At 67.1% G+C, this 12961-nt stretch carries 10 protein-coding genes; 5 read left to right on the forward strand and 5 right to left on the reverse strand.

From position 1 onward, the window contains the following. The first annotated feature begins 51 nt into the window (after window positions 1–51). Genes ACUZUJ_RS04275 through ACUZUJ_RS04290 form a run of 4 tightly spaced genes read left to right on the forward strand, consistent with a single transcriptional unit; the run spans window position 52 to window position 4243 of the window. Entirely contained in the window at window positions 52–1086 is a 1035-nt protein-coding gene (locus tag ACUZUJ_RS04275; RefSeq protein WP_197587013.1) for an SPOR domain-containing protein, read from the forward strand. Window positions 1087–1132: 46 nt separating this feature from the next. Continuing rightward, window positions 1133–1912: a CvpA family protein gene (locus tag ACUZUJ_RS04280; RefSeq protein ID WP_458220811.1), complete on the forward strand. Its 780-nt coding sequence runs from the start codon at window positions 1133–1135 to the stop codon at window positions 1910–1912. A gap of 30 nt (window positions 1913–1942) precedes the next feature. Continuing rightward, window positions 1943–3409 carry an amidophosphoribosyltransferase gene (gene purF, locus ACUZUJ_RS04285; RefSeq protein WP_005408246.1) on the forward strand — a complete coding sequence of 489 codons (1467 nt, stop codon included), beginning with the start codon at window positions 1943–1945 and terminating at the stop codon, window positions 3407–3409. Window positions 3410–3418: 9 nt separating this feature from the next. Beyond that, the gene (locus ACUZUJ_RS04290; protein ID WP_458220812.1) at window positions 3419–4243 is read left to right on the forward strand and encodes a ferritin-like domain-containing protein; all 825 of its coding nucleotides are present in this window, start codon (window positions 3419–3421) and stop codon (window positions 4241–4243) included. Between the two features lie 67 nt (window positions 4244–4310). Here ACUZUJ_RS04290 and ACUZUJ_RS04295 read toward each other — a convergent pair whose 3' ends face one another. After that, window positions 4311–5768, reverse strand: a complete 1458-nt coding sequence (locus tag ACUZUJ_RS04295) for a DUF2235 domain-containing protein (protein ID WP_458220813.1) — start codon at window positions 5766–5768, stop codon at window positions 4311–4313. Window positions 5769–5993: 225 nt separating this feature from the next. Here ACUZUJ_RS04295 and ACUZUJ_RS04300 point away from each other — a divergent pair, with 225 nt between their 5' ends. After that, entirely contained in the window at window positions 5994–7247 is a 1254-nt protein-coding gene (locus ACUZUJ_RS04300) for a zinc-dependent metalloprotease (RefSeq protein ID WP_458220814.1), read from the forward strand. A gap of 87 nt (window positions 7248–7334) precedes the next feature. Here ACUZUJ_RS04300 and lpxH read toward each other — a convergent pair whose 3' ends face one another. The 4 genes from lpxH to ACUZUJ_RS04320 all read right to left on the reverse strand — a co-directional run bounded on the left by lpxH (window position 7335) and on the right by ACUZUJ_RS04320 (window position 12954). After that, the gene (gene lpxH, locus ACUZUJ_RS04305) at window positions 7335–8081 is read right to left on the reverse strand and encodes a UDP-2,3-diacylglucosamine diphosphatase (protein WP_101764995.1); all 747 of its coding nucleotides are present in this window, start codon (window positions 8079–8081) and stop codon (window positions 7335–7337) included. Between the two features lie 93 nt (window positions 8082–8174). Then, complete coding sequence (locus ACUZUJ_RS04310) at window positions 8175–8714, reverse strand: phosphatase PAP2 family protein (RefSeq protein ID WP_087921662.1); 540 nt, start codon at window positions 8712–8714, stop codon at window positions 8175–8177. After that, window positions 8695–9840, reverse strand: a complete 1146-nt coding sequence (locus tag ACUZUJ_RS04315) for a glycosyltransferase family 4 protein (RefSeq protein ID WP_458220815.1) — start codon at window positions 9838–9840, stop codon at window positions 8695–8697. Before ACUZUJ_RS04315 ends, ACUZUJ_RS04310 begins: the two co-directional genes overlap by 20 nt. A gap of 171 nt (window positions 9841–10011) precedes the next feature. Then, entirely contained in the window at window positions 10012–12954 is a 2943-nt protein-coding gene (locus ACUZUJ_RS04320; protein ID WP_075675255.1) for a TonB-dependent receptor domain-containing protein, read from the reverse strand. Window positions 12955–12961 lie beyond the last annotated feature (7 nt).

The following is a 12961-nucleotide window of genomic DNA, read 5'->3' on the forward strand; positions in this document are numbered from 1 at the left end:
GGTCCGGCACCCGTATAATCGACCGCAACCTCCGGACAGTTGCCGCCTCACGTGGATACGCCTCTGAAACAGCGTCTGATTGGTGCCATCGTGCTGGTGGCGCTGGCCGTGATTTTCCTGCCGATGCTGGTCAAGGGACCAGCGCCGGACAGCGGTGTGGCCTCGGTGCCGATCGCCGCGCCGGATGCCCCCGCCGATGGCCAGTTCGAAACCCGTGAGCTGCCGCTGGTTGCTCCGGCCGGTGGTGCCACCGGCCTGCAGACCGGGCAGGCCAAGCCACTGCAGGAGGCCGCCGCGCCGGCCACGCCGCCGACCGTGGACACGTCTCCGGCGGTTGCCGCCGGCAACTACGCCGTCACGTTCGGCGCGTACGGCAGCAAGGCCGACGCCGACGCGGTGATCGCCTACCTGAAGCGCTCGCAGATGCCGGGCTTCGCCGAAACCACCACCATCAGCGGGCGCCAGGCGTGGCGTGTGCGCGTCGGGCCGTATGCCGACCGTGCCCAGGCCGAGGCTGCCCGGCTGCAGGCGGTGAAGATCCGCGCCGATGTGAAGGCCGAAGTCATTACCCTGGATGCGGCGGCGGGCAGCAGTGCGGCGGTCGCCGCCACGCCGGCGCCGACCACCAGCACCCCGGCCGCGGCCACCACGCCGTCGGCTACCAGCAACCCGGTGCGCAGCGAAAGCCTGCCGCCAAGCACGCCGACGGCGACCACCAGGCCCGAACCGCCCAAGCCGGCGCCGAAGCCCGAGACCCCGAAGCCGGAGGCCAAGCCCGAGCCGAAGCCGGAGGCTACTGCCAGCAAGCCGGCGACGGCCCCGGCCACGCCGGCCGCACCGGCGGCCAGTGGCGTCGGCTTCGCCGTGCAGTTGGGCGCGTTCGGCCAGGCCAACGATGCCGATGCGCTGCGCGACAAGGTCCGTGCCGCCGGCTTCAGTGCTTTCGTCGAGCAGGTACGCACGGAAAAGGGCACCCTGCATCGCGTCCGCGTCGGACCGGTGGCCAACCGCGCTGACGCCGAGCAGCTGAAGGCGCAGGTCGCCGCAAAGGTCGGCGTGGCCGGCATGGTCCGACCGCACCCATGACCCACGCGCAGGCCCGTTGCCAGCGCCGCCGAAGGAGCGGGGCGCCATGATCGACGTGGTGCTGCTGATCGTGATCGCCGCCTCGACCCTGCTCGGGATGCTGCGTGGCTTTGTTGGAATCGTCATCGGCACGCTGTCTTGGCTGCTGGCCGCGTGGGCGGCCTTCGCCTTCGGCAACGATGCGGCACGCTGGTGGGCGGCCCCGGCCGCGCCCGGCGGCGAGCACTTCGTCGGTGGCTACCTGGGCGTCGGCATTGGCGTGATGATCGTGGTCGCGGTGATCGGCATGGTCATCAAGGCGATGATCCACCGCAGCATGCTGACCAGCCTGGACCGGTTGCTGGGCGGCGTGCTGGGAGCCGTGCGTGGCGGCCTGATCGCGGCGATCCTGGTGCTGCTGGCCGGCTTCACCCCGCTGACCGCCGAACCCTCCTGGAAGCGCTCGGCGGTCCGCCCGGTGCTGAACCCGGCCGTGGCCTGGATGAACGGGAAGCTGCCGCACTGGCAGGTGCCCGGCGCCGATCTGCTGCCCAAGACCTTGCCGACCGACATGCTGTCCCCATCTGCATTGATGGAGCTGGGAAAGAGCGCCGGCGCCGATTTGGGAAAGCCGGGCGCGGCAGGCGATAATGGCATCCTCAACCAGGTAGTGGCGGGCGGCGGATGGCTGCGGCCCGCGAAAGCGGAACAGGGCGACGCATACGATCCGGCCGAAGTGCGCCCGGACGCCCCAGCACTGCCAGACAGTATCGAGCCGGGCGATCCGGCCAATGTCGACCGCAAGCGCGGCGACCACCGCGGCCAGGTACGGCCACCTTCCTTGTAACTGGGCACAGCCCAGCGGAGACCTCGCACCATGTGTGGCATCGTCGGAATCGTCGGCAACCAGAACGTCGCCGGGCAGTTGTATGACGGCTTGACCGTTCTCCAGCATCGCGGCCAGGATGCGGCGGGCATCGCCACGGCCAATGGCAGCCGCCTGCGGGTGCAGAAGGCCACCGGCCTGGTCCGCGATGTGTTCGATGCACGCACCATGTCCACCCTGGAAGGCAGCGTCGGCATCGCCCATGTGCGCTACCCGACCGCCGGCTCGGAAGGCATGGACGAGGCGCAGCCGTTCTACGTGAACTCGCCGTACGGCATCGCGCTGGCCCACAACGGCAACCTGATCAACACCGAGGCGCTGCGCCAGCAGGTGTTCGAGCAGGACCGCCGCAACGTCAACACCGATTCGGACAGCGAAGTACTGCTGAACGTGTTCGCCTATGAGCTGGAGCAGCAGCGCCAGCTGAGCCCGGAAGCCGCGATCCGCGCAGTGGCCGGCGTGCACCGCCGCTGCAAGGGCGGCTATGCGGTGGTCAGCGTGGTGCTGGGCCTGGGCCTGGTCGCTTTCCGCGATCCGCATGGCATCCGTCCGCTGGTGCTGGGCAAGCGCAGCCATGCCGAGGGCGACGAGTACATCGTGGCCTCTGAATCGGCCGCGCTGGACGTGCTGGGCTTCCAGCGAGTGCGCGACGTGCAGCCGGGCGAAGCGCTGGTGATCACCGCGCGCGGCGAGCTGTTCTCGGAAATCTGCGCCGAGCCGGCCGAGCACACCCCGTGCATCTTCGAATACGTGTACTTCGCGCGTCCGGATTCGATGATCGACAACGTCTCGGTGCACAAGGCGCGCATGCGCATGGGCATCAAGCTGGGCGAGAAGATCCTGCGCCTGCGCCCGGACCACGATATCGACACCATCATCCCGATCCCGGACACCTCGCGCGATGCCGCGCTGGAGATCTCCAACGTGCTTGGGGTGAAGTACCGCGAAGGCTTCATCAAGAACCGCTACATCGGCCGCACCTTCATCATGCCGGGCCAGGGCGAACGCGTGAAGTCGGTGCGCCGCAAGCTCAACCCGATCCACCTGGAGTTCCGCAACCGCGTGGTGCTGCTGGTGGACGACTCGATCGTGCGTGGCACCACCAGCCAGCAGATCGTGCAGATGGCCCGTGATGCGGGCGCGCGCAAGGTCTACCTGGCCAGCGCGGCACCGCCGGTGCGCTACCCGAACATCTACGGCATCGACATGCCGGCGGCCGAAGAGCTGGTCGCGCACAACCGTACCGTGGAAGAGATCGAGGCCCACCTGGGCTGCGACTGGCTGATCTACCAGGATCTGGAAGACATGGAAGCGGCGGTGAGCGAGGGCAACCCGGCGCTGCGCAACTTCGATTCGTCCTGCTTCAACGGCCACTACCCGACCGGTATCGAGCCGGGCTACTTCGAGCGCATCCAGCAGCTGCGCTCGGACGACGCCAAGCACAAGCGCCGCGCCTGAGGTCCAGGCGTGGTTGCGGTGCCCGACGTTGGCGGTGACCTGCTGCGCGCGGCGCAGCAGTGCCTGGCCGAAGCCGACCCGCTGCGCAAGGTCGCGCTGACCCAGGCGTATGCGGCCGCGTTCCGTGCCGGTCGCCTGAAGGTAGTTGCCGATGCGCTGCCGCCAGAACCGATCCGCATGCCGGGCCGGCCGGCTCGGCTGGTGCTGGTGCATCCGCGCGAAGTGCCCCGGCGCGGCCTGGGCGGCGTGGAAGGACGTGCCGCCTTCATCCACGCCATCGCCCACATCGAACTCAACGCGATCGACCTGGCCTGGGATGCGGTATACCGCTTCCGCGGCCTGCCGCCGGCGTTCCATGCCGACTGGGTCAGCTGCGCCGATGACGAATCGCGGCACTTCATGCTGCTGCGCGAGCGCCTGCAGGCGCACGGTCACGACTACGCCGATTTCCCCGCGCACAACGGCTTGTGGGAGATGTGCGAAAAGACCGCGCATGATGGCCTGGCACGCATGGCGCTGGTGCCACGCGTGCTGGAGGCGCGCGGCCTGGACGTGACACCGGGCATGATCGAGAAGCTGCGCAATGTCGGCGATGGTGAAACCGCCGACGTACTGGAAGTGATCCTGCGCGAGGAAGTGGCGCACGTCGCTGCCGGTTCGCGCTGGTACCGCTGGTACTGCGATCGCGTCGGCGTCGAGCCGCGTGCGCGCTTCAAGGCGCTGCTGGTCGAATACGCCGGCGGCTACCTGCATGGGCCGTTCAACATGGAAGCGCGCCTGCTGGCCGGCTTCGATGCCGACGAGCTCGCCAACCTGGTCGAACAGGCCGGCTGATAGAAAAGGGGACGGAGGGGATTAAGTCGTTTATGCATAAACGACTTAATCCCCTCCGTCCCTTTTTTCATGCGTTCGGCAACACCACGCGTTTGCCATCCACGGTGGGCCGGTTGATGTAGAACAGGCCGGGACCAGGCCGGTAGGGCAGTTCGCTGACGCCGGCATCGGCGGCGTAGGTCAGTGCGGTATCGCCCAGTGCATCGAAATTCCAGTGCGCCGACTGCATCAGGTAGCGTCGGCGCAGCAATGCCTCCTGGGTCTGGGTCAGCGCCTGTCCGGCTACCAGTCGCCGTGCGATCGGCTGCAGGGCGGCGGGCAGCTCCCAGCCGGGAACCCCGGCGGCGCTGGCGCGCCATTGCACGCCGGCATCGAGTGCGTGCTGCTGCATCACCTGCAGCGCAATCAACTGGTAGCGCCAATCGATGCGCCGGCGCAGCACCACGGCGGCGGTGACGTACAGCACCGGCGACAGCAGCACGCTGCGGCTGCCGGCACGGCGCTGCTGCTGCCACTGGTGCCAGACATCCACCCAGACTTCCTTTTCGTCGACGCCCAGCTGCTGCCGCCAGCGTTCGGCATCGGCCTGCGTTTCAGCGTACGCGGTGGTGGCCTGCAGCATCGCCAGCGGGGGAATCTGGTAGTCGGCAACGGCGGGGCGGCGCAGCTGCTGCCGGCGTGGGCGGCTGAGCAGCTTGGGGCCTTCCTCCAGCTGGTTGTAGCCGCCGCCGATGTTGGCATGTACACCGGGCAGGGCGATCTCGGTGAACGGCGGTGCCACCGTGGTCAGCGGATAGTGCTGGCGATGTTCGTCGCGCGCGGTCAGCTGCACCACGCGTGCAGCGATGCCCCTGCGTAGGGCAAGCTGCGGTTGTTCGTCGGCGCGGCCACCGCTGACCGCAACCACGGTATCGAACAGGCCGATGAAACGCAGCACCGGCAGGGCAGGGGCGAAGTCCGCCGCGCAGGCCAGGCCGGACGACTGCAGCAGTTGCCGCCAACGAGCGGTATCCCAGCCCTGCAGCTGGTTGGCGATATCACGTGCCGCGGCAGCGCCTCGAGAGAACCCGAACAGATCCAGCTGCACGCGACGCAGCGGTTGCCGCCAACGCGCGGACAGTTCTGTAAGCGCAGCCGGAAGCAGCACCTGCAGCGCGCGCTTCACCTTTGCGCGGATGCCGCTGGCACCGATGCCGAAGGCCAGGCCGATCAGATCATCATCGGCATCATCGCGGGTGCCCACGCCTTCCACATAGATCGACAGCGAAGGCGTGGCCATCGCATCGCGGCGGCTGTCCGGGTACAGCTGCTGAAGGCGGGCGATATTGGTCGGGCCGTTGTCGTAGCTGCTGGTCAGCCGGCTCTGGTAGGTCGAATCGTCATCGGCACGCAACTGCGCCGGGCGCGGCTGCGGCAGCTGTGGTCGACCACGCGCCAGGTTGTGTGCGTTGTTGCGGGTGCCATCGAAGAACAGGCCGATCCGCAGCAAGCCGACATCTTCGTCCGTGTCCTGCGATGGTGCCATGTGCATTCCCCGTCGTGGCTGCGTCACGGTAGCGCGAAAGCGGTGTATTGGCGAAGTGTAGCGACGCTTTTGACCTTACTTAACGCAGATGCGGTCGATCACAAATCCTGACTTTCATTCCTCTCGCCTATTGAATTCACACGACCCGCGCAGGCCATATGGCCAAACCCGGCAAACCGGGTCGTGCTGCATCAACGCTGTTCACATCATTCAAGGAGCGACGCAATGTTGTCCAGATCGATTGGCAAAGCGGCAGGTGGCCTTGTGTTGGGTTTGTCGGTGGCGGCGGCCGCGCATGCGGCACCGTTGTTCGAGCCGGTGACGGTCATCAGCCGCGCATCGGCAAACAGTGAGCCCGCGCTGGGCAAGCTGCTGGCCACCCCGTCCACGGCGACGGTACAGGAAGTGCGTGTCGATGCAGCTGCCACCGCACAGCCGCAGCTGGAATTCGAACTGCTCGGCCAGCGCGTGCAGGCGGTACGCAGCAAGGTCGAGGCGCTGCCCGATGGCGGCAGCATCTGGTACGGCCAGTTCCGTTCGCCCTCGGACAAGCTGACCGCGGCCACCTCCAACGGCCAGGACGACCCGGGAAATTCGCTGATCCTCGTGCGCTCGGGCAACACCATCACCGGCTCGATCCGCAAGGATGGAAAGCTGTACCGCCTGCGCCCGCTGGGCAACCGCCACGTGCTGGTGGAAGTGGATGAATCGCGGATGCCGGCCGATCATCCGGCCGACTACAACCAGCTGCCGAAGATCCCGATGGGCGACAACGATCGCCTCGGTATCGCGCAGGCTTCGTCCGGTACGCCGGCCACCATCCGCGTGCTGGTGGTGGCGACCAATGCCGCCGTCACCGCCTATGGCGGCAACATGCAGTCGCTGGTGCAGCTTGCAGTGGCCGAGTCCAATCAGGGCTATGTCAACAGCAACGTCGGCATCACCATGGAACTGGCCCGCTACGAGACCACCAGCTACACCGAATCGGGCAGCTTCGATACCGACCTGGCGCGCTTCCGTGGTACCAGCGACGGCTACATGGACAGCATCCACACCAGCCGGAACACCTACGCGGCGGACGTTGGCGTGCTGCTGATCAACAACACGGCGTATTGCGGCCTGGCATCGGGTATCGGCTCGACGGCCTCGACCGCGTTCGCGGCGGTGTACTGGGATTGCGCGACCGGCTACTACTCGTTCGCGCACGAGATCGGCCATCTGCAGAGTGCGCGGCATGACATCGCCACCGACTCGAGCACCTCGCCGTATGCCTATGGCCACGGCTATCGCTACGAGCCGGCCACCGGCACCGGCTGGCGCACGATCATGGCCTACAACTGCACCCGCAGCTGCCCGCGCCTGAACTACTGGTCCAACCCTAACATCAGCTACAACGGCATCCCGATGGGCAATGCCAGCACCGCCGACAACCAGCGCGTGCTGGTCAACACCAAGGCCACCATCGCGGCCTTCCGCTGAGTCCAAGCGCCGACCAAGGTCGGCGTCTACCCGGGCGCATGCACCTGCTCTGGTAGATGCCAACCTTGGTTGGCACCTTGCGATCCGTTATTCGCGCGCCAGGGTATCCAGCGTCCAGCCGCTGGCATCCACGCGCAGCACCGAACCCTGTTCGTACCAGTCACCCAGCACGATGCGGGTGCGCTCGCGTCCACCGGCCTGCAGCGTGTGGATCGCCGGCCGATGGGTATGGCCATGGATCATGGTGTCCACGCCATGGCGCACGAAGGTGGCATCGACTTCGGCAGGGGCCACGTCGGTCACCGACTCGAACTGCGCGCGATCGTCCTGTTTCATCTCGGTCTGGCGCGCCTGGCTGGCTTCGCGCGCCTTCTGCGCGAAGGCGATGCGTGCGGCCAGCGGCTGCGACAGGAACTGCGCCTGGAACACCGGGTCGCGCGTCTGTGCACGGAACTGCTGGTAAGGAATGTCATCGGTGCACAGCAGGTCACCGTGCTGCAGCAGCACCGGGCGGCCGTACAGTTCGATCATGCACGGGTCGGGCAGGATGCGCAGGCCGGCACGGCGCGCGTAGTCCTCACCGAGCAGGAAGTCGCGGTTGCCGCGGATGAAGTACACCGGCACGCCGCTGTCGGACAGCACCTTCAACGCATCGGCCACCGCATCGGCGGCGGGCGAGGGCGTGTCGTCGCCGATCCAGGCCTCGAACAGGTCGCCGAGGATGTACAGCGCATCGGCGCCGGGCGCCTGCTCGCGCAGGAAGCGCAGGAACAGGTCGGTGATCTCCGGACGGCTGGGGTCCAGGTGCAGGTCGGAAATGAACAGCGTGGTCATGCCCGCATTCTAGGCCATCAACGATGACGGTAGCGCCGCCGGCATCGTGGGGGTCAGATCCCTTTTCCGAAGGAAAAGGGATCTGACCCCGGGCTACACCGGCAACGGCAGCCAGGCCAGGCTGGCCGACGCCAGCAGCACCGCTATGCCCGTCGCGGCCAATACGTCGCTGGGGTAGTGCAGGCCCAGGACCACCCGCGACAGCGCGACGCCGGCGGTGAACGGCACCAGCAGCGGCGCCAGCCAAGGGTAGTAGGCCAGTGCGACGATGGTGAACGACACCGCATGCAGGGTGTGCCCGGACGGGAAGCTGAATTCGTCCAGAGGTGCCACCCAGGCGCGGATGCGCAGGTCGGCCGCATAGGGCCGCGGGCGCCGGGTCCAGCGCTTGAGGCCCTTGTAGAGCAGCAGCGCGGCCAGGCCGGTGGCGGCCATGTGCACCGAGGCGCGCAGGCCATCGAAGCCGTCCAGCACCACCAGCGCGCCCATCAGCACATACCAGAACACGCCATCGCCGAGCCGGCTGATGGCCGAGAACAGGCGGCGCACGCGACGGCGCCGGCAGTAGTGGTTGGCCCGTCGGCACAGGCGTGCTTCGCGATCGGCCAGCAGCTCAAGCCGCGTGGTGCGCATGGCCGCTCCTCCGCGACTGCGCCAGTTCGGCGAGCAGGGCATCGAACTCGGCCACCACCTGTTGTGGATGCAGGCGCTTCATCGCGCGCGCGGCGTTGCCGCCCAGTTCGCGGCGTTGCGCGTCATCGGCAGCCAGCTGCACCGCGGCCTCGATGAACTGCTCGTCGCTGTCCACCGCCGCGCCGTTCTCGCCATTGCGCAGGTACTCGCGTGCAGCACCATAGTCGTACGCCACGGTGGCTACACCGCTGGCCATGCTTTCCAGAGTCACGTTGCCGAAGGTCTCGCTGCGGCTGGGGAACAGGAACAGATCGCCGCTGGCGAAGTGCCGGGCCAGCGCATCGCCGCGCTGGATGCCGCAGAAGATGAAGTCGGGATTTTCATGTGCCAGTTTCTCGCGGGCCGGGCCATCACCCACCCACACGAAGCGTGCCTTGGGCCGGATCTGCTGCAACCGGCGGAACGCCTTCACTGCCAGGCCGAGATTCTTTTCAGCGGCAATGCGGCCGACATAGATCGCCACCAGGCCATTGCCATCCACGCCCCATTCCTCGCGCAGCGCAGGATCGCGCCGGCCCGGATCGAACTGCTGGCTGTCCACCGCGCGGGCCAGCAGGCGCACACGCTCGAAGCCCTGTTCGCCGAGGAACTGCTGCAGTTCGCGGGTCGGCACCAGGGTGGCGTCCGCCTGGTTGTGGAAACGGCGCATCCAGCGCATGGCGGCGGCCTGCAGCCACGCCACGCCATAGTCGGGCAGGTACTCGTCGAAGCGGGTGTGGAAGCCGCTGGCGACGGGGATGCCGAGGCGGCGTGCGGTGCGCAGAGCGGACCAGCCGAGCGGACCTTCGGTGGCGATGTAGACCGCATCCGGGCGCTGCTTCTGCCAGTGGCGGCCCAGCCGGATCGGCGCCGGCAGGCCGAAACGCAGGCCGGGGTAGCGGGGCAGGGCGGCGCCGGGAACCAGCAGGGTGCCGGGCGCCGAATCCAGCGCTTCGCTGGACTGGCGGGGGCGGACCAGGTCGATCTCGTGCCCGGCTGCGCGCAGACCTTGTTCCAGCCCCTGCACGGTGAGCGCGACGCCGTTCACTTCCGGCGGATAGGTCTCGGTGACGATGGCATAGCGCATGGCGGGCCTCCGGGTTTCCGGCATGCTCGGGCCTGGCGATGTAGCCGACATGACCGCTTTGCGACCATCAGATGACGGCGGCGCCAGTCACCGTATGGAGGCCGGCGCCCACAAAAAAACCACGGCCCCGAAGGGCCGTGGTCATCGTGCTTCACGTCACAGCGCGATGGATCAGAAGCGCTGCTGGTACTTCATGTAGACGAAGCGGCCGATGTCGTAGCCACCGTAGTACGAGAAAGCCGAGTTCGGCTTGGTGTACATGATCGGGCCGGTCTTCTCGAACACGTTGTTGGCACCGACCGAGACGGTGGCATCCCACGGCAGCGAGTAGCGGAACTGCACGTCGTGGAAGGTGACCGAACCACGCTCGTTGTAGTTGCGTGCGCCCTTGTACCACGGGGCATACACGCCCGGATCGGAGCACTCGTCCGGATAGGCACGGATGTCCACGCACTGTTCCTTCACGCCGGAGTAGTAGCGCGCGGTCCAGCTGACGCCGAAGTTGCCCAGGTCCCAGCCCAGCACCAGGTTCGAACGGACGCGGAAGTTGCTGCCGATGCCGTTGGAGACGGTCGGCACCACCGTGCTGTCGTTGGTCGAGCGGAACTCGCTCTTGCTGACATAGGTGGTGGCCCAGCCGGCGTTGAACTTGCCGACGCTGGTGTCCAGGCGGTAGTTCAGGTCCAGGTCGTAGCCCTCGGTTTCCATGAAGCCGGCATTGCGGCTGCCGAACTGCAGGGTATCGACGATGCCGGCGGTCGGGCCGGTCGACTTGTCACGGGTGAAGCGCTGGCAACGTGCGTCGATGCCCTGCTCGTAGCAGTCGATCAGGATCTGGGTCGGGCTGTCGGCAACGATGGTGTTGTCGATGCGGATCTTCCACCAGTCCAGCGAGGCGTTGAAGTTCTTGATGAAGCTCGGGCTCCAGACCAGGCCCAGCGTCTTGCTGGTCGAGGTTTCCGGGGTCAGGGTCGGGTTGGAGCCCGACACGAACGGCACCGGCGTCGCATCGACGGAGGTGGCGACCGGCTGGTTGCCCTGGCGCAGCTGGCGGAAGGTTGCAGCGTTGGCGATGTCACGGGCGCAGCGGGCGCGGACTTCGGCGCTGGTGCGCGAGGAGCCGAACACGGTATCGCACGGGTCGCTGAACTGGGCGAAGGTCTGCGAGCCACCACCGTACAGATCGCTGATGGTCGGGGCGCGGAAGCCTTCGGCCCAGGTACCACGGACCAGCAGCTGGTCGAACGGCTTCCACTTGAAGCCGAACTTGCTGTTGAGCGTGTTGCCGAAGGTGTCGTAGTCGGAGAAGCGGGTGGCACCGTTGAAGGTCAGTTCCTTCGCGCCCGGCAGGTCCGCCAGCACCGGCACGTTGATTTCCAGGTACGCCTCGTTGACCTTGTAGCCGCCACCGGTCGGGCCTGCGGCCAGGTTGGTGGTGGCGCCGGCCTGCGCCAGCGGATCCGGACGGTACTCACCGGTTTCCTTGCGGCTTTCCACACCGAACGCGAAGCCCAGGTCGCCGGCCGGCAGGGTCACGATGGAACCGGCGATGTTGGCGAAGAAGTTCTTGCTGGTGGTCTTGCCGGTGGTGACTTCCGGCGGGAACAGCCAGGCCTGCAGGTCGGCGTTGCCATCGATGCCGTTCGGATCGATCGTGCCGTACGGCACCAGCGGGTTCCACGGCTTGCACACGTCATAGGAGATCGGCGCGGCAGCGGTGCCGCACTGGACCTTGCCGGTGGCCGCATTGTAGAACGACGGGCCGACGCCGCCAGCGACGCGCGCCTTGTGCAGGTTGCCGGTGGCGATGGTTTCCAGCTCGTTGCGGTTGTACTGGTAGCCCGCTTCCCAGTCGAAGAAGCGGCTGCCGATCTCGAACGAACCGTCGAACGAAGCCACCGCGCGGTAGGTCTTCAGCTCGCTGGTGGTCACGCGCGGCACTTCCCAGGTACGGCGGTTCCAGGCCACGGCGGTCGGGGTGGCGTAGCCGTGCTGGCGGCCGAACGGATTGAAGTAGCTGTCGATCGACATCGAACCCACGCCCGCGGTGCTCGACTGCAGCGGGTAGCCGGCGATCTGGCGCACGGCCTTGCGCTTGTTGTAGCCCAGCTCGGTGCGGAAGTTGACGTTGTCGGTGATCTTGAAGCGGCCGTCGAAGTACACCGAATCACGCTTGAGCGGGAAGTTCAGGTGCATCTGGTCGTTGGCGTTGCTGACATCGCCAGTGAACGCCGACGGATCGGTGATGTGGTAGTTGGCCGGATTGGTCGGGTCGGCACCACGGTTGAGCGAGTAGTTGCAGCCGTCCTTCGCGTTGGTGCAGCCCGGGCGACCCTTCAGGCCGGTGAACTGGCCGTACTGGCTGATGGTGGTCCAGTTGGTCAGGTTATCGGCATGGCGGTCGGTCAGGCCGTAGGCGCTGAAGCCGCGGTCCTTGGCCCACACCGCCTTTTCTTCGGCATGTTCGGCCGCGACGGTCAGCGAGATGCGGTCATTGCTCCAGCCCGCCACCACGTCGAAGCGGTCACGCGCGCCATCGCCCTGGCTGAACTGGCCGTGGTAGACGTTGGCGGTCACACCGGTGACATTCGAACGGGTGATGATGTTCACCACGCCGGACATGGCATCGGAACCGTAGATGGCCGACGCGCCGTCCTTCAGCACTTCGATGCGCTCCACCGCCGAGACCGGAATCGTGGAGATGTCCTGGTAACCGGAGGTGCTGATGCCCAGGCGCTTGCCGTTGATCAGCACCAGGGTGCGCTGGGTGCCCAGGTTGCGCATGTCGATGTACGAACCACCCGCGTTCTCACCGGCGGTCAGCGCGTTGGCGCGGCTGATCGCCGGGCTGCCCATCGCGGTGACGTTCTGCAGGATGTCGGCGACCGAGCTGAAGCCCTGCTGCTCGATGGCCGTACGGGTGATCGCGAACACCGGCTGGGCGGTTTCCACGTCCACCTGGCGGATGCGCGAGCCGGTGATCTCGATGCGATCGAGGTTGGTGGGAGTGGCGCTGCTGCCGTCCTGGGCAAACGCGGGCAGGGCGGCCAGCGCTGCGGTGGTAGCCAGGGCGTAGCGGATGGCCTGCCCCAGTGCGGTGGTGCGTGAAGTCATGGCGAGC

The organism is Stenotrophomonas sp. S4 (assembly GCF_054187805.2).

Excerpts from the sequence above, each read along its gene's own strand:
- ACUZUJ_RS04320 (WP_075675255.1), bottom strand. The coding sequence starts at position 12,954 with ATGACTTCACGCACCACCGCACTGGGGCAGGCCATCCGCTACGCCCTG.
- ACUZUJ_RS04315 (WP_458220815.1), bottom strand. The coding sequence starts at position 9,840 with ATGCGCTATGCCATCGTCACCGAGACCTATCCGCCGGAAGTGAACGGC.
- ACUZUJ_RS04300 (WP_458220814.1), top strand. The coding sequence starts at position 5,994 with ATGTTGTCCAGATCGATTGGCAAAGCGGCAGGTGGCCTTGTGTTGGGT.
- lpxH (WP_101764995.1), bottom strand. The coding sequence starts at position 8,081 with ATGACCACGCTGTTCATTTCCGACCTGCACCTGGACCCCAGCCGTCCG.
- ACUZUJ_RS04295 (WP_458220813.1), bottom strand. The coding sequence starts at position 5,768 with ATGGCACCATCGCAGGACACGGACGAAGATGTCGGCTTGCTGCGGATC.
- purF (WP_005408246.1), top strand. The coding sequence starts at position 1,943 with ATGTGTGGCATCGTCGGAATCGTCGGCAACCAGAACGTCGCCGGGCAG.
- ACUZUJ_RS04310 (WP_087921662.1), bottom strand. The coding sequence starts at position 8,714 with ATGCGCACCACGCGGCTTGAGCTGCTGGCCGATCGCGAAGCACGCCTG.
- ACUZUJ_RS04280 (WP_458220811.1), top strand. The coding sequence starts at position 1,133 with ATGATCGACGTGGTGCTGCTGATCGTGATCGCCGCCTCGACCCTGCTC.